This is a genomic window from Phycicoccus sp. (assembly GCF_035325325.1).
GTDB lineage: Bacteria > Actinomycetota > Actinomycetes > Actinomycetales > Dermatophilaceae > Phycicoccus.
The window spans coordinates 9,562-29,706 of sequence record NZ_DAOLAC010000020.1 but is presented as its reverse complement, the minus strand read 5'-3'; the positions used below and the strand labels follow the sequence as shown (position 1 = coordinate 29,706).

16 protein-coding genes are annotated in these 20,145 nt (G+C 75.6%); 7 read left to right on the top strand and 9 right to left on the bottom strand.

Annotation, left to right across the window (positions count from 1 at the left end):
• Positions 1 to 50 precede the first annotated feature (50 nt).
• On the bottom strand, positions 51 to 1,217 hold the full coding sequence (locus PKA89_RS12560; protein WP_324419932.1) for a glycerate kinase: 1,167 nt from the start codon (positions 1,215 to 1,217) through the stop codon (positions 51 to 53).
• An 85-nt stretch (positions 1,218 to 1,302) separates the two neighbouring features.
• On the opposite strand from PKA89_RS12560, the gene PKA89_RS12555 reads away from it, so the two are divergent.
• Positions 1,303 to 1,815, top strand: coding sequence for a DinB family protein (locus PKA89_RS12555; protein WP_324419930.1), 513 nt, complete (start codon positions 1,303 to 1,305; stop codon positions 1,813 to 1,815).
• A 19-nt stretch (positions 1,816 to 1,834) separates the two neighbouring features.
• A complete protein-coding gene (nadA, locus tag PKA89_RS12550; RefSeq protein WP_324419928.1) occupies positions 1,835 to 3,031 on the top strand; it encodes a quinolinate synthase NadA in 1,197 nt (398 codons plus the stop codon).
• Positions 3,032 to 3,037: 6 nt separating this feature from the next.
• Here nadA and PKA89_RS12545 read toward each other — a convergent pair whose 3' ends face one another.
• Together PKA89_RS12545 and PKA89_RS12540 are read right to left on the bottom strand one after the other, a co-directional pair.
• Positions 3,038 to 4,078 carry a glutathione S-transferase C-terminal domain-containing protein gene (locus PKA89_RS12545; RefSeq protein ID WP_324419926.1) on the bottom strand — a complete coding sequence of 347 codons (1,041 nt, stop codon included), beginning with the start codon at positions 4,076 to 4,078 and terminating at the stop codon, positions 3,038 to 3,040.
• A gap of 14 nt (positions 4,079 to 4,092) precedes the next feature.
• Positions 4,093 to 5,454, bottom strand: a complete 1,362-nt coding sequence (locus PKA89_RS12540) for a dipeptidase (protein ID WP_324419924.1) — start codon at positions 5,452 to 5,454, stop codon at positions 4,093 to 4,095.
• Between the two features lie 92 nt (positions 5,455 to 5,546).
• On the opposite strand from PKA89_RS12540, the gene PKA89_RS12535 reads away from it, so the two are divergent.
• On the top strand, positions 5,547 to 6,122 hold the full coding sequence (locus tag PKA89_RS12535; RefSeq protein WP_324419922.1) for a DUF3043 domain-containing protein: 576 nt from the start codon (positions 5,547 to 5,549) through the stop codon (positions 6,120 to 6,122).
• A 13-nt stretch (positions 6,123 to 6,135) separates the two neighbouring features.
• On the opposite strand, the gene PKA89_RS12530 is transcribed toward PKA89_RS12535, so the two are convergent.
• The 3 genes from PKA89_RS12530 to gcvT form a co-directional block, all read right to left on the bottom strand.
• Positions 6,136 to 9,327 (bottom strand): hypothetical protein, encoded by a 3,192-nt coding sequence (locus tag PKA89_RS12530; RefSeq protein ID WP_324419920.1) that lies wholly within the window; start codon positions 9,325 to 9,327, stop codon positions 6,136 to 6,138.
• Positions 9,328 to 9,412: 85 nt separating this feature from the next.
• A complete protein-coding gene (locus PKA89_RS12525; protein WP_324419918.1) occupies positions 9,413 to 9,628 on the bottom strand; it encodes a hypothetical protein in 216 nt (71 codons plus the stop codon).
• Positions 9,625 to 10,728, bottom strand: coding sequence for a glycine cleavage system aminomethyltransferase GcvT (gcvT, locus tag PKA89_RS12520; protein ID WP_324419916.1), 1,104 nt, complete (start codon positions 10,726 to 10,728; stop codon positions 9,625 to 9,627). The genes PKA89_RS12525 and gcvT overlap by 4 nt, the downstream gene beginning before the upstream one ends.
• Positions 10,729 to 10,785: 57 nt before the next feature.
• Here gcvT and PKA89_RS12515 point away from each other — a divergent pair, with 57 nt between their 5' ends.
• On the top strand, positions 10,786 to 12,312 hold the full coding sequence (locus PKA89_RS12515) for a leucyl aminopeptidase (RefSeq protein WP_324419914.1): 1,527 nt from the start codon (positions 10,786 to 10,788) through the stop codon (positions 12,310 to 12,312).
• A gap of 34 nt (positions 12,313 to 12,346) precedes the next feature.
• Here PKA89_RS12515 and PKA89_RS12510 read toward each other — a convergent pair whose 3' ends face one another.
• Positions 12,347 to 12,541, bottom strand: a complete 195-nt coding sequence (locus PKA89_RS12510; protein WP_324419912.1) for a DUF5302 domain-containing protein — start codon at positions 12,539 to 12,541, stop codon at positions 12,347 to 12,349.
• Between the two features lie 78 nt (positions 12,542 to 12,619).
• On the bottom strand, positions 12,620 to 12,943 hold the full coding sequence (locus PKA89_RS12505; protein ID WP_324419910.1) for a hypothetical protein: 324 nt from the start codon (positions 12,941 to 12,943) through the stop codon (positions 12,620 to 12,622).
• Positions 12,944 to 13,106: 163 nt separating this feature from the next.
• On the opposite strand from PKA89_RS12505, the gene lpdA reads away from it, so the two are divergent.
• From lpdA to PKA89_RS12490, 3 genes are read left to right on the top strand one after another with little or no spacing between them, the layout of a single operon-like run.
• Complete coding sequence (gene lpdA, locus PKA89_RS12500; protein ID WP_324419908.1) at positions 13,107 to 14,489, top strand: dihydrolipoyl dehydrogenase; 1,383 nt, start codon at positions 13,107 to 13,109, stop codon at positions 14,487 to 14,489.
• Positions 14,490 to 14,528: 39 nt separating this feature from the next.
• A complete protein-coding gene (sucB, locus tag PKA89_RS12495; protein ID WP_324419906.1) occupies positions 14,529 to 16,481 on the top strand; it encodes a 2-oxoglutarate dehydrogenase, E2 component, dihydrolipoamide succinyltransferase in 1,953 nt (650 codons plus the stop codon).
• Positions 16,482 to 16,491: 10 nt separating this feature from the next.
• The gene (locus PKA89_RS12490) at positions 16,492 to 17,382 is read left to right on the top strand and encodes a TIGR01777 family oxidoreductase (protein WP_324419904.1); all 891 of its coding nucleotides are present in this window, start codon (positions 16,492 to 16,494) and stop codon (positions 17,380 to 17,382) included.
• Here PKA89_RS12490 and mgtA read toward each other — a convergent pair.
• Positions 17,328 to 20,009: a magnesium-translocating P-type ATPase gene (mgtA, locus tag PKA89_RS12485; RefSeq protein WP_324419902.1), complete on the bottom strand. Its 2,682-nt coding sequence runs from the start codon at positions 20,007 to 20,009 to the stop codon at positions 17,328 to 17,330. The two genes, PKA89_RS12490 and mgtA, sit on opposite strands and share 55 nt — an antisense overlap.
• Positions 20,010 to 20,145: the final 136 nt, after the last annotated feature.

The window sequence follows — 20,145 nt, the reverse complement described above, 5'->3', positions numbered from 1 at the left end:
GGCCGGACCGTCCGGGCCATCGCCCCGCCCGGGGACGACGGCGCGGGGCCTCACCGCGCCGGGGACCAGGTGCGCGCGACCCGGGCCGCGCGGGCCCGGAGCGTGGCGACCGGGTCGGCGACCATCGCCTCGACCTCGCGCGGGTGGTCGGCGACGGCGTAGCAGCCGGCAAGGCCCATCGACATCGTCTCGCGGCGGCCGACGAGGAGCTCGCCCGCGACGACGACCGCGGGGCGCCCGGTGGCCATCGTCGCCTCGGCGACCCCGGACACGACCGACCCGCGCACGGCGGTCCAGTCCAGCCGCCCGGTGGCGGTGACGACGAGGTCGCTGCCGGCGGCCGCGACGTCGAAGCCGGTGACCCGCAGCACCTCGCTCACCGCGCCGGCCTGCCGGGCACCGAGGGCGAGCAGGGCGTAGCCGAGGCCGCCGGCGGCCCCCGCGCCCGGCTCGCGGTCCAGTCGGCGGGGGGCCCCGGTCAGCAGGTCGAGGGGCGGGTGCGGCAGGGCGCGGGTCAGCAGGTCGGTGAAGTGGCCGAGCGCGCCCTCGAGGTCCTGGGCGGTCTGCGGCGTCGCCCCCTTGCCCGGTGCGTCGACGGCGCTGGTGCCGGACAGCCCGAGGAGCGGGATGAGGTCGTCGGTCGCGAGGACGATCTCGACCGCGGCGAACCGCTCGACGACGTCGGGCAGCCCGGCGAGCGCGTCCGCGCCGGCGTCGCGCAGGGCGAGGCCGCCGCGGGCCAGGGCGGAGGCCGGGCCGGCGCCGAGGGCGGCCAGCAGGCCGGCTCCGGCGTCGTTCGTCGCGCCGCCGCCGACGCCGACGACGATGCGGCCGGCACCCTCCTGGAGGGCGGTCTCGAGGAGCTGGCCGACCCCCCAAGTGCTCGTGAGCGCCGGGTCGCGCTCGTCGGCCGAGAGCAGGTGCAGCCCGCTCGCCTGGGACGCCTCGAGGTAGGCGGTGCGCCGGTCGGGCTCGTCGACGAGCAGGACGGCCGCGGGGACGTCGCGGCCGAGGGGGTCGCTGACCGTCGTCGCGACGGTCGTGCCGCCGACGGCCCGCTCGAGGACGTCGAGGAAGCCCGGCCCGCCGGCCGAGAGCGGGAGCAGCCGGAGGTCGTCGTGCGGGGCCCCCTCGGCCCAGCCCTCCCCCAGCGCGGTCGCGGTCTGCACCGGCCCCAGGGTCGACCCGAAGGCGTCGGGAGCGATGAGCACGCGCACGGGGCGAGCGTATCGCCGCAGCCCGCGCGGGGTGTCGGTGGCCGGGCCTACCGTCGGGGCACCGACGAGCGCCCAGGAGGCCCCGATGACCGACACCGCCACCGACCTCGACCCCGAGCGGGTCGCCCTGCTCGAGGCGCTCGCGCAGCAGCGCCACTTCCTGCTCCACACCGTCGAGGGACTCACCGACGAGCAAGCCCGGCTGACCCCGACGGCGAGCGAGCTGTGCCTCGGCGGCATCGTCAAGCACGTCGCCCTCACCGAGCGGGGCTGGACCGACTTCGTCGAGCGCGGCGCGATGGCCGGCGGGGACGACGCCGACCTCGACGCGCGGGCGCGCGAGTTCCGGCTGCTGGAGGACGAGACGCTCGAGGGCGTCGTCGCCCTCTACCGCGAGGTGGCGGCCCACACCGACGAGCTCATCCGGACCTGCGACCTCTCGGCCGACCACCCGCTGCCGCCCGCGCCGTGGTTCCGTCCCGGTGAGCGGCGCAGCGCCCGACGGGTGTTCGTCCACGTCCTCAGCGAGCTCGCGCACCACACCGGGCACGCCGACATCATCCGCGAGACGATCGACGGCCAGAAGAGCATGGGCTGAGCGCCTAGGATCGGGCGCCGTGAGCACCACGACCGGCGAGCCCCGGCCCGCGCCCCTCCCCCTCCTCGTCCTCGGCCACGGCCGCGACCTCGCCACCGAGCGCGGGGTGGAGTGCCCCGGCGAGCTCCCCGCGCCGTCCGACCCCGGGCTCGTCGAGCGCGCCCGGGCGGCGAAGGCGGCGCTCGGCGACCGGCTCTTCGTCCTCGGTCACCACTACCAGCGCGACGAGGTCATCGAGTTCGCCGACGTCACCGGCGACTCCTTCAAGCTGGCCAAGGAGGCCGCGGCCCGCCCGGACGCCGAGTACGTCGTCTTCTGCGGCGTCCACTTCATGGCCGAGTCGGCCGACGTCCTCACCGCCGACACCCAGACCGTCGTCCTGCCCGACCTCGCCGCCGGCTGCTCGATGGCCGACATGGCCGCGATCGACCAGGTCGAGGAGTGCTGGGACGAGCTCGTCGCCGCCGGGGTCGCGGACGTCACCGTGCCGGTGACGTACATGAACTCGTCGGCGGCCATCAAGGCCTTCACCGGGCGACACGGCGGCACGGTGTGCACCTCGTCGAACGCGCGGACCGCCCTCACCTGGGCGCTCGAGCAGGCCGGCGAGGGCGGCAAGGTCCTCTTCCTCCCCGACCAGCACCTCGGCCGCAACACCTACGTCCGCGACCTCGGCGGCTCCCTCGACGGCTGCGTCGTCTGGGACCCCCACACGCCGATGGGCGGCCTGACCCCCGAGGAGCTGCGCGACGCGACGATGATCCTGTGGCGCGGGCACTGCTCGGTCCACGGCCGGTTCTCCGTCGAGGCGGTCGGGGCGGCCCCCCGCGAGGTCCCCGGCGTGCGGGGCATCGTCCACCCCGAGTGCCGCCACGAGGTCGTCGAGCTCGCCGACGAGGTGGGCTCGACCGAGAAGATCATCAAGACCATCGCCGCCGCTCCCGCCGGGACGGCCTGGGCGGTCGGCACCGAGCTCAACCTGGTCCGCCGGCTCGCCGCGCAGTTCCCCGAGCAGCGGATCGTCTTCCTCGAGAAGAACGTCTGCTACTGCTCGACGATGAACCGCATCGACCTGCCGCACCTCGTGTGGGCGCTCGAGTCGCTCGTCGACGGGCGGGTCGTCAACCCGATCCACGTCGACCCCGAGGTGGCGCACTGGGCCCGGGTCGCCCTCGACCGGATGCTCGCCCTGCCCGGCGAGACCGCCAAGGACTGACCGCGGTCAGGCGTGGACGAGGCCGTCCGCGCCGACGTGCGGGTTGTGCGCCGTCGGCACCCGCTCGCCCTCCGGCGGTGGACCCGGCGGCGTGCCGTCGCCGAACGGGCGCCCGCCGAGGGACTCGCGGCCGTGCGGCGTCGCCCAGCCGGCGAGGTCCGGGCCGGCCGGCACGACCCCGGTCGGGTTGATGTCGCGGTGCACCTCGTAGTAGTGGCTCTTGACGTGGACGAAGTCCGTCGTGTCCCCGAAGCCGGGGGTCTGGAAGAGGTCGCGAGCGTAGGCCCACAGCACCGGGAGCTCGGTGAGCTTCTGCCGGTTGCACTTGAAGTGCCCGTGGTAGACGGCGTCGAAGCGCGCGAGGGTCGTGAACAGCCGGACGTCGGCCTCGGTGATGGTCTCGCCCATGAGGTAGCGCCGCCTCGCGAGCCGCTCCTCCAGCCAGTCCAGCGCGGTCCAGAGCCGCTCGTAGGCGGCGGCGTAGGCGGCCTGGGTGCCGGCGAACCCGCAGCGGTACACGCCGTTGTTCACCTCGGTGTAGACGCGCTGCATCACCGCGTCCATCTCCTCGCGCAGCGCCTCCGGGTAGAGGTCCGGCGCGCCCGGGCGGTGGTGCGCACGCCACTGGGTCGAGAGGTCGAGGGTCAGCTGGGCGAACCCGTTGGTCACGACCTTCCCGCTCGGGACGTCGACGAGCGCCGGCACCGTGATGCCGCGCGGGTAGCCGGGGAAGCGCTTCTCGTACGCGTCCTTGATCCGCGGGATGCCCAGGACCGGGTCGAGGCCGCCGGGGTCGAGGTCGAAGGTCCACGAGTCGGCGTCGTGGGTCGGTCCGCAGATCCCCATCGAGATGGCGTCCTCGAGCCCGAGCAGCCGGCGGACGATGATCGCCCGGTTGGCCCACGGGCACGCGCGCGCCACGACGAGCCGGTAGCGGCCGGCCTCGACCGGCCACTCGTGCTCCCCCGCACCGTCGACCGTCACCCGGTCCTCGATGTAGTTCGTGTCGCGCCGGAAGTCGTCCTCGACGTAGGTGCCCTGGGCCATCGCTCGATCCTGCCTCAGGCCGGCAGCGCGCCGAGCCGGGCGAGCAGCAGGGCCTCGGCGAGGCAGACGGTCTCGAACTCGCCGAGGTGCAGCGACTCGTTGGCGCCGTGGGCCCGGGCGTCGGGGTCCTCGACCCCGGTGACGAGGATGGCCGCCTCGGGGAACTGCTCGGCGAAGGCCGCGACGAACGGGATCGAGCCGCCGACGCCGATGTCGACCGGGGCGACACCCCAGGCGTCCTCGAACGCGGCGCGCGCCTGGTCGTAGACCGGGCCGTCGGCGTCGGCGGCGAACCCGAGGCCCCGCTCGTCGAGCTCCACCTCGACCCGCGCGCCCCACGGCACGTGCGCGAGGACGTGCTCGCGCAGCCGCTCGAAGGCGTCGAGGTCGTGCTCGTCCGGGGCGATCCGCATCGAGACCTTCGCGGCGGCCGTCGGGACGAGGGTGTTCGAGGAGGTCGCGATGGTCGGTGCGTCGATGCCGATCGTCGTGAGCGACGGCTTGGTCCACATCCGGGTCAGCAGGCTGCCGGAGCCGATCGGGTGCACCCCGTCGAGCAGCCCCGACTCCCGCCGCAGCCGCTCCTCGTCGTAGTCGAGGTCGGAGGCCACGCCCTCCTTGAGGCCGGGGACGGCCACGCTCCCCTCGTCGTCGTGGAGGGCGGCGAGGAGCCGGACGAGCACCATGAGGGCGTCCGGCACGGCGCCCCCGAACATCCCGGAGTGCACGCCGTGGTCGAGGGTCGAGACCGTGATGACCGCCCGGATCATCCCGCGCAGGGTGGTCGTCAGGGCCGGCTCGCCGATGTCCCAGTTGCCCGAGTCGGCGAGGACGATGGCGTCGGCGCGCAGCTTCTCGCCGTGCCGCTCGAGGATGGTGGGGAGCGAGTCGGAGCCGATCTCCTCCTCGCCCTCGACGAAGATCGTCACCCCCACCGGCAGGTCGTCGCCGTGCGCGCGCAGGGCGGCGACGTGCGCCATGATTCCGGCCTTGTCGTCGGCGGCGCCGCGGCCGTAGAGCCGCCCGTCACGCTCCGTCGGCTCGAAGGGCGCACTCTCCCAGAGGGACTCGTCCCCGGGCGGCTGGACGTCGTGGTGCGCGTAGAGCATCACCGTGCGCGACCCGGGCGGGCCGGGCCGGTGCCCGATGACCGCCGGCCGGCCGCCCTCGCGGACGATCTCGACCGCCAGCCCCTCGGCGCGCAGCAGCGCGGCGGTGGCCTCGGCGCTCGCCTCGACGTGCGCCTGGTCGAAGGCGTCGAGCGAGACGGAGGGGATGCGGGTCAGCGCCTCGAGGTCGGCACGGACCTGCGGCATCAGCTCGCGGACCCGCTCGCGGAGGGCGGTCTTCTGGTCGTCGGTCAGCACGTCGGTCACGTCGACCGACCCTACCCACCGCCGGGCCCGCCGTGGCCGGCCCGGCCCGCCCCGGGCCGGAGCACCCCCGCGGTGCACCTAGAGTTGGCCTCGTGTTCGGACGCAGCAAGTCGAGTGAGCAGGCCCCCGCGGAGACCGCGACGCAGCGGGAGGGCGCGAAGAACCGCCCCACCCCCAAGCGCCGCGACCAGGAGGCCGCGCGCCGTCGACCGCTCGTCGTCGCCGACCGCAAGGAGGCGCGCACCCGTGACCGCGAGGCCCGCCGCGAGCAGCTGGCGACCGTCCGCAAGGCCCTCGAGTCCGGTGACGAGTCGCACTACCCGCCCCGCGACCGCGGCCCGGTGCGGCGGTACATCCGCAACTACGTCGACGCGCGGCGCAACCTCGGCGAGTTCCTCCTGCCGGTGATGCTCATCGTCCTCGCGCTGAGCCTCGTCCGGAACGTCACCATCTTCACGGTGAGCGTCTACCTCACCTGGGGCGCGGTGCTCCTCGTCATCGTCGACACCGCGCTCATGTGGCGCCGCCTCAAGGGCCGCCTCGTCGCCAAGTTCGGCGCCGACGCCCTCCCCCGCGGCAGCATGTCCTACGCCGTGATGCGCGTCTTCCAGCTGCGCCGCAGCCGCCGCCCGGTCCCCGTCGTCAAGCGCGGCGAGTACCCCTCCTGAGCGGGCCCGCTCCTCAGCGCCCGGCCGCCGCGCGGGCCAGGCACAGCGCCGAGCGCATCGTCCCGTAGCCGCGCGCCGCGAGCGGCGAGTCGTCGCGGGCGTCGTCCGAGCACCCGGCCGGGCCCCCCGGCGCCGGGAGGACCCCCTCCCCGGCGACCGCGCTCTGCCCCTCGCACGCGGTGCCCGGCAGCGGCGCGAGGCCGGCCCCGACGACCTGGTCGTCGCGGGCGCAGCGCAGTGTCCGCAACGACTCGTCGGACAGCACCCACCCCAGCGGGGCGGCGATGCTCGGCCGGGTCGGCTGGTAGAAGACCTTGACCGCCGGGCCGCGCCAGCGCTCGACGGCCGCGCACGCGCCGGTGGTGTCGTCGGCGCAGCCGGGCAGCACCCCGTCGGTGGCGAGGACGGCGAGCGAGCGGTGCAGCTGGGTGTCGGTCGAGGACAGCGCCGCCGTGGCCGCTCCCTTGGTCAGCAGGGGCACGAGCACCTCGTTCGTCGCGCCCGCCGGGTCGGCGGACAGGTCACTGCCCGAGCCGTTGTCGAGGTAGACGAGCACCGGTACGACGAGCGGCGTCGCGCCCCCGCCGGCGGTGAGGACGGCACCGTTGTGCGCGCGCAGCGCCGGCAGCCACCGCGGCGCGAGGTCGACGAGGGTCCCGAGGCCGTCGTTGTCGGCGTACCCGCCGTCGACGAGCTGCTGCGCGTCGGGCGACGTGCTCCCGGGCGGGCAGCCGGTCGTCACCACCCCGGACGGTGTGACGTACGGGAAGCGGGACGCGAGCAGCGCCACCGTGCTCGCCCGCAGCGCCGGCGCCGGGCCGGAGCAGCCCGTGCGCAGCGTCGCGAGCAGGTCGACCGTGTCGGGGACGGCCGTGGGCGTCCGGCAGTCGCGGGCGTCGGCGGCCGGGTCGAGGGCCACCTGGCTGAGGACGGCGCGGCAGTGCGTCGCGACGGACGTGGAGTTGAGGACGAGCGCGCCGGTGACCCGCCCGGTCGGCGCGTCGAGGTAGGGGGTGCGCAGCGCCGGGACCGCCCGCTCCCACTCGCGCTCCATCAACCCGGCCCGGTCGACCCAGCCCTGCTCACCGGCGGTCGGGAAGGCCAGGCCGGTGACCGAGCGCAGCGGGTCGCGGACGAGCAGGCCGGAGACGGCGACGCCGAGGGTGTCCGGGCCGGCCATCGCCTCGACGGCCGGGAAGGCGTCCCCCGCGGCGAAGGCGGACACCGTGAGGCCGACCGCTCCCCCGCTGGCGCCGGAGGAGGCCAGGGCCTCGGCGCAGTCCCCGCCGGCGGCGGCGAGCGCGTCGGTGCCGAGGGCGGTCCAGGCGGCGGCGCGGATGCCACCGCCCTCGGCCGCGAGGAGGAAGAGCGGCCGCACGCGGTAGGGCGTGTCGGGCAGCGGGGTGTCGCACCCCGGCCGGGCGAGGAGGCCGGCCAGCCGCGTCCCGAGGTCGGGGCGGCTGCCGGGGTCGGGTGCGGCCTCGCTCGACACCCGCAGCCCGTGCACCCGCGCGTCGCTGCCGGTGAGCCCCACGACGACGGCGGTGAGGACGACGACGGTCATCACGGGGGCGGTCCGCAGCAGCGGCGTCATCGGCCGGGAGAGCACGTCCGGTGCGCCACCGCCCTGGAGGAGGATGACGGTGGCGCCGAGCGGCAGGGCGACCGCCGAGACCGCGAGGAGCATGACGCCGATGACGCCGAGCGCGCCCGCGACCGGCTCCGGCCACAGGCCGACGGCGACGAAGGCGACGACGCCACAGGTGAGGAGGATCCAGCCCCCGAGCCGCGAGCGCCACCGGCCCACCGCGTCGAGGACCCGTCCCGGGACGAGCGCGACGAGCATCCGCTCCGGCGCGACCCGGCCCAGCCACCGCCCGGCCCACCGGGCGGCCGCGAAGGTGCCGAGGGTGCCGGCCACCCCGGCGAGGAGGAGGACGAGGTTCCAGCCGAGGATGCCGAGGGCGACCGGGGCGGTGAAGGCGCGCACGAGGCCGAGCCCGGGGATGACGAGGACGAGGATCCCGAGGACGTCGCCGACGACCGTCGTCGTCGCCGCCTGCGCGGCGGTCACCGGACGGCGGTACGGCCCCCACGGCAGCGGGCGGCCACCCCGGCGCAGGAGGAGCGAGCCCAGCCACACGAGCAGGGGCACCGCGACGGCGATCGCGAACCGCGGGACGATGAGGTCCCAGGACCCGAGCAGCGCCCGCGACACGAGCGCACCGACGGCGATGACCGCCGCGGTGACGAACCACGGGAGGAGGGCCGGCGGCCGGTAGGGGGCCGCGCTCGGCGGGTCGGCGTCACCGGGGACGCAGGCCGCGACGTAGTGGCTGCGCAGCCGGCCGACGACGGTGACGACGAGGGCGACGACCGCGGTGAGCGCACCGCTCACGAGCATCCGGAGTCCGGGGGCATCGTCGACCCACTGGCGCTGGACGTCCGGGAGCTGGTCGAGGATGTCGGAGCCGGAGGCGAGCCCGAGCGCGCCGAACGGCACGACGACGAGCAGGCTGAAGCGGTGGGTGTAGAGCGCGGCCAGGACCCGCCGCACCGCTCCGGCGGGAACCTCCTCGTCCCCGGGCCGCCACGGCGAGGTCTGGGCCGGCCCACGGGGGGTGTCGCCGCGTTGCCGGCGGCCCACGACCGCCGCCACCACGGCGACCACCAGCCCGGTCCACTTGGCCGTGGAGGCACCGACGAGGACCGTGGGGTGCCCCCGCCCGTCCAGCAGGTCGAGGAGGAGGGCGGACTCGACGACGTCGGCCAGCGCGCCGACGGCCAGCCCCACGAACGCGGCGGCGTACCAGGTCCGCCCCGGCGAGGTCCCGGTCGCGGCCCGGCGCAGGACCCAGCCGCCGCCCCCCGCGTAGAGGGCGATGAACACGAGGTCGACGAGCGCGTACGCGAGGACCCAGTGCCCCAGGCCCGGGACGGCGGCGACCGTGGGCGCGAGGTCGGACCAGGCGGTGACGGTGGCCGCACGCCCGGCGAGGGCGCCGGGGCCGGTCAGCGCGGTGAGCGAGACGGTGTGCCCGGCGGTGACGACCTGGCCGACGAGTGCGTCGAGCTGGCCGAGGGCGATGAGGGCCGCGACGACGGCCGCTGCCCAGGTGCCGACCAGCACGGTGCGCCACGACGGCACCGTCGCGGCGAACGCGGCCCGCACGGGGTCCTGCGGCCCCTCCGGTGCACCCGGCATCGCCCTCTCCTGCCCCGGGCGCGGCGCCCGTCGGCTCATCCTGCCGTGGAGGAGGGAGCCGGGCCAGCGGTGATACGCGACCGGGCTAGGGCGCGGCCTCGAGGCTCATCGGGCCGTAGACGACACCACCGTCGCGGTGCAGGGTGACCGAGGCGACGCCGGCGTCGGCGAGCTCGTGCCAGACCTCACCGAACCAGCTCTCGGCGTCGGACTGGGTGGGGAAGGTCGACTCCGTCGTCGGCGGACCGGTGACCGCCGCGCCGTCGGCGTCGGCGTAGGTCCAGCTCCACTGCTCGCTCACGACGACCGCACCCCCGCCTCGACGAACGGCGGCTTGGTGACGGTGGCCTCGAGCGCCCGGCCGCGGACGTCGACGACGACCTCGTCGCCGAGCGTGACCGAGCGGTCGAGCAGCGCGAGGGCGATGCCCTGCCTGCGGGTCGGGGAGAAGGTGCCGGAGGTCACCTCGCCGACCGTCGTCCCCGCGGCGTCGCGGACCTCGCAGTGGGCGCGGGGGATGCCGCGGCCGGTCACGACGAGCCCGCGCATGAGCCGGGTCTCCTTCGCGGCCCGCTCGGCGGTCAGCGCCTCCTTGCCCCAGAACGCCTCCTTGTCCCAGCCGACGGCCCACGCCGCGCCGGCCATGACCGGCGTGATGTCGAGGGAGAGGTCGTTGCCGTGCAGCGGGTAGCCCATCTCGGTGCGCAGGGTGTCGCGGGCGCCGAGGCCGGCGGGCAGGCCGCCCTCCTCGCCGGCGGCCGCGAGCAGTGCGTCCCAGACCGAGCCGGTGACGTCCCAGGCCGGGACGATCTCGTAGCCGCGCTCCCCCGTGTAGCCGGTGCGGCAGACGATGACCGGCAGGCCCTCCCACGTGGTCTCGACGAAGCTCATGTAGTCGTGGTCGACCGGCAGGCCGAGCCGCGTCAGGACCTCGTCCGAGCGCGGGCCCTGGACCGCGATGACGCCGTAGCCGTGGTGGAGGTCCTCGACGAGGACGCCCTCGGGGGCCGCCGCGGCGAGCAGCTCGACGACCCGCGCGGTGTTGGCCGCGTTGGGGATGAGGAAGACGTCCTCGTCCGAGCGCAGGTACTGGATGAGGTCGTCGACGACGCCGCCGTCGTCCGTGCAGCACATCGTGTACTGGGCCTGCCCGGGACCGATCCGGCGCAGGTCGTTGGTGAGGCAGGCGTTGACGAAGTCGGCGGCACCGGGGCCGCTGACCCGGGCCTTGCCGAGGTGCGAGACGTCGAAGACGCCGACCCGCTCGCGGACGGCGGTGTGCTCGGCGACGACCCCGCCCCCGGGGTACTCGATCGGCATGGCCCAACCGCCGAAGTCGGCCATCTTCGCGCCGAGGGCGAGGTGCCGGTCGTGCAGCGGCGAGTGCTTGAGGTCGGTCATGGTCGGCACGTTACCGCGCCCCCCGGGCCCTCCCGGCGCCCCGGATAGTCTGCCGGCATGACTTCACTGACCGTGACGACCAAGACCTCCGCCGACCTCCCCGTGGACGCCCTCGTCGTCGGTTCCGTCGGGACCGGCGAGGGTGCCGACCTCGCCGCCGGGCACGGGCTCCCGCGCAAGGCCGTCGTCCACCTCCAGGCCGTGCTCGCCGACCTCGAGGCCACCGGACGCGCCGAGGAGGTGCACCGCGTCGTCGCCGTGCCGGGCGTCAAGGCGACCTCCGTCGTCGTCACCGGCCTCGGCCCGGGCACCACCCGTCGCACCGCGTTCGAGCACACCGTGCTCCGCGAGGCCGCCGCCGCGGCGCTGCGCACGGTCCGCGGCAAGAAGGCGGTGGGCGTGGCCCTCCCGACCCCGGACACCGAGTCCCTGTCGGCGGTCGCCGACGGCGCGTTCGCCGGCTGCTACGTCTACGACAAGGCGGCCCCGCTGCCGGCGCGCAAGGGCCGCCCCGCCGCCACGCCGCCCGCCGGCCCCAAGATCGTCGTCGTCTCCGGCGCCGGCCAGGGCAAGGCGGCCAAGGACGTCGTCGCCCGGGCCGCGACGCTCGGCGCCGCCCGCGACTGGGCCCGCGACCTCGTCAACATGCCGCCGAACCTGCTCTTCCCGCAGTCCTTCGCCGACGCCGTCAAGAAGCGCGCCGCCGACTCCCCCGCCAAGATCACCGTCTCCGTGCTCGACGAGAAGGCGCTGGCCAAGGGCGGCTTCGGCGGCATCACCGGCGTCGGCCAGGGCTCGGCCAACCCGCCGCGCATCGTGACGATGACCTGGGCACCCTCGGGAGCCCGGGGCTCGGTCGCGCTCGTCGGCAAGGGCATCACCTTCGACACCGGCGGCCTCAACCTCAAGCCGTCGACCGGCATGGTGACGATGAAGTGCGACATGGCCGGTGCCGCCGCGGTCGCGGCCACCGTCCTCGCCGCCGCCGAGACCGGGGTCCCGGTCGCCGTCACCGGCTACCTCTGCCTCGCCGAGAACATGCCCGGTGGCGGCGCCCAGCGGCCGAGCGACGTCGTCGTCATGCGCGACGGCACGAGCGTCGAGATCCTCGACACCGACGCCGAGGGCCGGATGGTGCTCGGCGACGGCATCTGCCTCGCCGCGGAGAAGAGCCCGGACTGGATCGTCGACATCGCGACGCTCACCGGGGCCCAGATGATCGCCCTCGGCGACGACATCGCCGGGGTGATGGGCAACGACGACGCCTTCCGCGCCACGGTCGTCGCCGCCGCCGACGCCGCCGGCGAGGGGGCCTGGCCGATGCCGCTGCCGGCCGCCCTCCGCGCGAAGCTCGACACCCCGGTGGCCGACATCGCGCACAAGGGCGACCGCGCCGGCGGGATGCTCACCGCCGCGAAGTTCCTCGAGGAGTTCGTGCCCGAGGGCACGACGTGGGCGCACGTCGACATCGCCGGCCCGGCGTTCAACGACAAGGGTCCGAAGGGGCGCAACCCCAAGGGCGGCACCGGGTTCGGGGTCGCCACCCTCCTCGGTCTCGTCGAGGCCCACGGCGCCCGCGGCTGAGCGGGTTGAGCCACCCCGGCGTCGTCGGGGTGGCTCAGCCGCCGCTCTTGCGCCGGAACATCTGCTGGCGGGCGCTGGTCTCCGGTCCGTGCGCGTGGTCGACCTTGCCGTGGTCGGTGGTGTCGGAGACGTCGGTGCCGGCGTGCGCCTGCTTCTTCTCGAGCGCGGCGCGGAACCGTTCCTTGACCTCGTCGGGCACGGCGGCGCGGGGTCGGTCCTTCGATGACATCGGGGGTGTCCTCCTCGTCGGTGGGCGGGGGGTCAACCGTCGCACGGGGTCCGCCGCCCCGGCCACCGGGTTCCGCGCTCAGGCCCTGCCGTCGCGGCGCTGGCGGGCGGTCCAGGCGCGCATCCGGGCCGGGTAGCCGGTGAGGTTGACGTCGTAGACGGGCACGCCGAGCCCGCGGGCGACGTCGAACGCCTGGGGCCGGCTGGGCAGGGCGCGCCGGGTCCACTCGCCGTCGTGGGCGATGAGCACGAGCGTCGTCGCGGTGACGTTGGTCGCCGGCTCGACGTAGGCCTCGACCCCCCGCCGGGTGCGGACGAAGTCCTCGAGGTGCGCCCGGGCGCTCCCGAGGTCGCTGCCGTCGTGCGGTGCGACACCCCGCCGCCCACGTCTCCACCACGCCATGCGCACACGATAGGCGAGCGACCTGCGCCCCCACCGGTGGTCCCGCCCGCACGGCGGCCTCGTGCCGCGCCGCCGGGAGTGACAGGATGCGGGACGGAGCCGGCGCGCCCACCCCGTGCCGCCGTGCCCACGGACCGCCACCGCGAGAACGGAGCAGCACCGCATGCCGGCCACCGCCGAACCCACCCACGACGTCGTCGTCCTCGGAGGAGGCAGCGGCGGCTACGCGTGCGCGCTGCGCGCCGCCGAGCTCGGGCTCTCCGTCGCGCTGGTCGAGAAGGACCTCCTCGGCGGCACCTGCCTGCACCGCGGCTGCATCCCGACCAAGGCGCTGCTCCACGCGGCGGAGGTCGCGGACGCCGCGCGCGAGGCCGGACGGTTCGGGGTGCGCGCCACCCTGGAGGGCATCGACCTGCCCGCCGTCACCGCCTACCGCGAGGGTGTCGTCGCCCGGCTGCACAAGGGCCTCCAGGGGCTGGTCAGGGGCCGCGCGGTCGACTACGTCGAGGGCCACGGCCGGCTCGACGGGCCGCACACCGTGGTCGTCGGCGACCGGCGCCTCGTCGGCCGCCACGTCGTCCTCGCCACCGGTTCCTTCGCCCGCACGCTGCCCGGCCTCGAGCTCGGTGGCCGGGTCATGACGAGCGACCAGGCGCTCGGGCTCGAGGAGGTCCCCGGGCGGGCCGTCGTCCTCGGTGGCGGGGTCATCGGCGTCGAGTTCGCCTCCGTCCTGCGCTCCTTCGGCGCCGAGGTCACGGTCGTCGAGGCCCTGCCCCGGCTCGTCGCGGCCGAGGACGCCGCCTCGAGCAAGGCGCTCGAGCGCGCGTTCCGCAAGCGCGGCATCACGGTGCGCACCGGCGCCCGGTTCGCGTCCGCCACCGACGGGCCGGACGCCGTCACCGTCCGGCTCGAGGACGGCACCGAGCTCGAGGCCGACCTGTTGCTCGTCGCCGTCGGCCGCGGCCCGGTCACCGACGGGCTCGGGTACGAGGAGGCCGGCGTCACCCTCGAGCGGGGCTTCGTCGTCACCGACGAGCGGTGCCGCACCGGGGTGGAGGGCCTCTGGGCGGTCGGCGACATCGTGCCCGGACTGCAGCTGGCGCACCGCGGCTTCGCCCAGGGCATCCTCGTCGCCGAGTCGATCGCCGGGCTCGACCCGCGACCGGTCGAGGGGTCGAGCATCCCCCGCGTCACCTACTGCGACCCGGAGGTCGCCTCGGTCGGGCTCACCGAGGAGCAGGCGCGCGAGCGGCACGGGGAGGCGGTCGAGGTCTTCGAGTACAACCTCGGCGGCAACGGGAAGTCGCAGATCCTCGGGACCCAGGGCTTCGTCAAGCTCGTCCGCGTGGTCGACGGCCCGGTCGTCGGGATCCACATGGTCGGCTCGCGGATGGGTGAGCAGGTCGGCGAGGCCCAGCTCGTCGTCGGCTGGGAGGCCCACCCCGAGGACGTCACGCCGTTCGTCCACGCCCACCCGACCCAGAACGAGGCCCTCGGCGAGGCCCACCTGGCGCTCGCCGGCAAGCCGCTGCACGCACACAACTAGAGTGATGACCGCCACCGCCCACGAAGGAGAGCACCACTGATGTCGGAACGTGTACAGATGCCCGCACTCGGCGAGTCCGTCACCGAGGGGACCGTGACGCGGTGGCTCAAGAGTGTCGGCGACGAGGTCGCGGTCGACGAGCCGCTCCTCGAGGTCTCCACCGACAAGGTCGACACCGAGATCCCCTCGCCGGTCGCCGGCACGCTCCAGGAGATCCTCGTCCAGGAGGACGACACCGTCCCCGTCGGCGCCGACCTCGCGGTCATCGGCGAGGGCGCGGGTTCCGAGGGCTCCTCGGGTGGCGGCGAGTCCGCCCCGGCGCAGGAGGAGTCGACCTCCGGCTCCGGCTCCGGATCGGGTGAGGGTCCGGCCGACGAGGTCGCGGACCCCGCCGACACCGGCGCGGTCGCCGAGGCCGGCGACGAGGGCGGGCAGGAGCCCGCCGAGCCGCAGGCCGGCGGCGACGAGCGGGAGCAGTCGGCGCAGCAGGAGCAGTCGGCGCCGGCGGGGTCGGGCGACTCCGGCTCCTCCGCCGGCGGGTCGGGCGACGGCACGACGGTCCAGATGCCCGCGCTCGGCGAGTCGGTCACCGAGGGCACGGTGACCCGCTGGCTGAAGTCCGAGGGCGACGAGGTCGCCGTCGACGAGCCGCTGCTCGAGGTCTCCACCGACAAGGTCGACACCGAGATCCCCTCGCCGGTGGCCGGCACCCTGACGAAGATCCTCGTCCAGGAGGACGAGACGGTGCCGGTCGGCGCCGACCTCGCCGTCGTCGGCGGGTCCGGGGGGGGCAGCGCGCCCGCCGAGGCGCCGGCGCAGGCCGACGTCCCCGCCGAGGAGACCCCGGCCGCGGAGGACCAGCCCGAGCCCGAGCCGCAGCAGCCGGCCCCGGCCGAGCGGGAGCCCGAGCCGGCTCCCGCCGACGAGGCGCCGGCGCAGGAGAAGCCCGACGAGGCGGCGGCCGCCGCGGACGACGCCCCGTCGGCGAGCACCGCTCCGGCCTCGGGCAGCTCGACGGCGCCGACCCCTCGGGCCGACGAGTCCGACGCGAGCAGCTACGTCACCCCGCTCGTCCGCAAGCTCGCCGCCGACCACGGCATCGACCTCGCGAGCCTCACCGGCACCGGCATCGGCGGGCGCATCCGCAAGCAGGACGTCCTCGCCGCCGCCGAGGCCAAGAAGGCCCCCGAGCCGGAGCCCCAGGCGCCGGCCGCCCAGGCGCCCGCGGCCGCGCCGCAGGCCTCGGCCGCCACGAAGGCCCCGGTCGACACCAGCCTGCGCGGCACGACCCAGCCGATGTCGCGGCTGCGCAAGACGATCGCCCGCCGGATGGTCGAGTCGCTCCAGGTCTCGGCCCAGCTGACGACGGTCGTCGAGGTCGACGTCACCCGCATCGCGCGGCTGCGCGACCGGGCCAAGGCCGACTTCGCCCAGCGCGAGGGCACCAAGCTCAGCTTCCTGCCGTTCTTCGCGCTCGCCGCCGTCGAGGCCCTCAAGGCCCACCCGATGGTCAACGCGAGCATCGAGGACGACCAGGTGACCTACCACGGGTCCGAGAACCTGGGCATGGCCGTCGACACCGAGAAGGGGCTCATCGTCCCGGTCCTCAAGAACGCCGGCGACCTCAACATCGCCGGCCTGGCCCGGGGCATCGCCGACCTGGCGGACCGGACGCGGAGCAACAAGATCATGCCGGACGACCTGGCCGGCGGGACCTTCACCATCACCAACACCGGCTCGCGCGGGGCGCTCTTCGACACCCCGATCATCAACCAGCCGCAGGTCGGCATCCTCGGCACCGGTGCGGTCGTCAAGCGCCCGGTCGTCGTCCGGGGCGAGGACGGTGGCGAGACGATCGCCATCCGCTCGATGGTCTACCTCGCCCTCTCCTACGACCACCGGATCGTCGACGGCGCCGACGCCGCGCGCTTCCTCTCGACGATGAAGCAGCGCCTCGAGGAGGGCGCGTTCGAGGCCGACCTCGGCCTCTGACGCCCGCGCCGTGGCCCGCATCGTCGTCACCGGGTCCTCCGGCCTCATCGGCACCGCTCTCGTCGCCGCGCTCCGCGAGCGCGGCGACGAGGTCGTCCGACTGGTCCGCCGGGCCCCGTCCGCCGCGGACGAGGTGCGCTGGGACCCCGCCTCCCGACACCTCGACCCCGCGGTCCTCGACGACGTCGACGGCGTCGTCAACCTCGCCGGTGCGGGCGTCGGCGACAAGCGGTGGACCCCGGCGTACAAGCACACGATCCTCGCCTCGCGCACCGACTCCACGACGGCGGTCGCCACGGCGGTGGCCGCGGCCGACCACCCGGTGCGGCTCGTGTCCGGCTCCGCGGTCGGCTACTACGGCGACCGCGGGGACGAGGAGCTGACCGAGGCCAACCCTCCCGGCACCGGCTTCCTCTCCGACGTCGTCATCGCCTGGGAGGCCGCGGCCGCCCCGGCGGTCGAGGCCGGGGCACCGGTCGCGTTCGCGCGCACCGGGATCGTCATGGCGCGGAACGGCGGCGCGATGCAGCCGCTGCTCCGGCTCGCCCGGCTCGGGCTCGGCGGTCCGCTCGGCCTCGGCCGCCAGTTCTGGCCGTGGATCACCCTGACCGACGAGGTGGGAGCGCTGCTGCACCTCCTCGACCACCCCGAGGTCACCGGGCCGGTCAACCTCTGCGGCCCCTCACCCGCGCGCCAGCGCGACGTCGCCGCGGCGCTCGGGCGAGCCCTGCACCGGCCGGCGCTGCTGCCCGCGCCCTCCCCCGCGCTCCGCCTCGGGGTCGGTGAGTTCGCCGGTGAGATCCTCGGCAGCCAGCGCATCGTCGGCGCCGTGCGCCGCGAGAGCGGCTACCGCCACGTCCACCCCGACCTCGACACCGCCGCCCGCTGGCTCGTCGCCTGAGTCGTCGCCACCGGGTGGCGGTGCTCGCGCGCGACGTGCCGCAGCCGCCGCTGCTGCGTGGTGGTGGGCGGCGGAGCCGTCGACGGCCCGGCGCGGCCCCCGCGGAAGAACACCCGCTTGGTCAGCTCGGCCGCGACGACGTAGCAGCCGGTCACCGCCACGAGCAGGAGGACGAGCCGCACCGACGGCTGCCCGAGGCCGAGCGCCGGCCGCACGGCGGGGACGAACGGCAACGAGACGGTGACGCCGGCGACGAGGGCCGACGTGAGGACGAGCGCCACCCCGGGACGGCTGCGCCACGACGGGCGTCGGCTGCGGAGCACGAAGAGGACCGCGAGCTCGGTGAGCGTCGACCCGACGAACCAGCCGGTGCGGAAGAGCGTCGCCCCGGCGTCCAGCACCTGGAGCAGGAGGGCGAAGGTCAGCAGGTCGAAGGCGCTGCTCAGCATCCCGAACACGACCATGAAGTCACGCACCTGGCGCAGGTCCCACCGGCGCGGGCGCCGCACGTCCTCGGGGTCGACCCGGTCCCCGGCCAGCGTGACGCTCGGGAGGTCGGAGAGGAAGTTCAGCAGGAGGATCTGCCGCGGCAGGAGGGGCAGGAAGGGCAGGAACGCCGAGGCGGCGGCCATGCTGGCGGTGTTGCCGAAGTTCGCGCTGACCGTCGTGTAGACGTACTTGAGGGTGTTGGTGAACGTCTGCCGGCCGAGTCGCACTCCCCGCACGAGGACGCCGAGGTCCTTCTCCAGCAGCACCATCGCCGCCGCGCTCTTCGCGACGTCGACCGCGGTGTCGACCGAGATGCCGACGTCGGCGAGGTGCAGCGGTCCGGCGTCGTTGATGCCGTCGCCGAGGTAGCCGACGACCGCGCCGTCGGCCCGGAACGCCTCGATCACCCGCTCCTTGTGCGTCGGGGTCAGCTCGGCGAACGCGTCGGCGGAGCGCACCAGCCCCCGCAGCGCGTCGGCGTCCGCGGCCTCCACCTCCAGTCCGGTGAGCACCCTCGGGTCGGTGACGCCCACCGCCCGGGCGACGTCGGCCGCCACGAGCCGGTTGTCGCCGGTGAGCATGACCAGCCGGATGCCGAGCTCCGCGAGGTCCGCGACGGTGCGGGCGACGTCGTCCTTCGGCGGGTCCTCGAAGGCGAGGAGGCCGAGGAGCACCATCCCCTGCTCGTCGTCGACGGTCACCGCGGTGCGGCCGGGCAGCCGGCGTTCGGCGACGGCGAGGACACGGCGACCACCGGCGCTCAGCCGGTGGATCCGGGCCTCGAGCGCCTCCCGGGCGGGGGTGTCGAGGGCCGTGGGGGCCCCGTCCGGCCCGACCAGCCGGTCGCACACCGCGAGGACCGACCGGTACGCCCCCTTGGTCACGAGGACCGGCGCCTCCTCCCCGTCGACGAGGACCGACAGCCGCTTGCGGTCGAAGTCGAAGGGGACCTCGTCGAGGGCGCGCCGGTCGGCCGGACGGGGCACGGCGCGGAGCACCGCGTCGTCGAGGGGGTTGGTGAAGCCGGTCTGGAGGGCGGCGTTGAGGGCGGCCCGGTCGGCGACGCGCGGGCTGTGCACCCCGGTGGCGTCGACCGTGGCCGCGAGCCGCAGGACGCCGGTGGTCAGGGTGCCGGTCTTGTCGGTGCAGAGCACGTCCATGCTGCCGAGGTCCTCGATGGCGTCGAGCCGGCGCACGATGACCGAGGAGGCCGCCATCCGCCGGGCCCCGGTCGAGAGGGAGACCGCGACGATGGCGGGCAGCATCTGCGGGGTCACCCCGACGGCCAGGGCGAGGGAGAAGAGCAGCGCGTCGACGAGTGGACGGCCCAGGACCACGTTGACGACGAGGATGACGGCGGTCAGGCCGAGGGTCACCCGGGCCAGGAGGAGCCCGAGCCGCGCGGTGCCCTGCTCGAAGCTCGTCGGGGCGCTGCGGGCGGTGAGGACGCGCGACATGCGGCCCAGCTCGGTGTGCGCACCGGTGACGACCGCGACCGCCTCGCCCCGGCCGCTCACGACGTGGCCGCCCTGGAGCAGGGCGCTGTGCCGGTCGGCGAGCGGTGCGTCCGTGGGCGCGGGGTCGGCGTGCTTGTGCCGGGGGTAGGTCTCCCCGGTCAGGGCGGACTGGTCGGCCTGCAGCGCCTCGGCGACGAGCACCCGGCAGTCGCAGGGGATGACGTCGCCCGCGTCCAGGAGGACGACGTCGCCGACGACGACCTCCTCGGGCCGCACGGAGACCACCCGGCCGGAGCGCCGCACCTCGACGTGCACCTGGACGCGGTCGAGCAGCCGCGCCACGGTGACCGCCGCCCCGTGCTCCTGCCAGAACCCGAGCAGGCCGCTGAGCAGGACGATGACCGCGATGATCAGCGCGTCGACGTGGTCGCCGAGGACGAGGGAGAGGGCCGTCGCGCACAGGAGGACGACGACGACCGGCTGGCTGAACTGGCGGGCGAGCTCGTGGGCCACGGTGAGCGCCGGCCGCTGAGCGTGCGCCCGCTGGTGGGGCGCTCGCGCCGCGGCCTCGGCGTCGGTGAGGCCCTCGGGGCGCCCGCCGACCGAGGCGAGCACGGTCGCGGGTGGCTGCGACCAGTACGGCGGGACGGCGCCGGCCGCGGCATCGACCGCGTCGGCCACGTCGGCGCCTGCTCCGCGCGGATGCCGCACCGTGCCGGACCACCTCCTGCGCCCGGGGCCCCGCCGGCCGACCGGGGGGCGTCTCGGCTCCAGTGTGCTCCCGCGCCGGACGGACGGCGGGCCCGCGTGGCGGGGG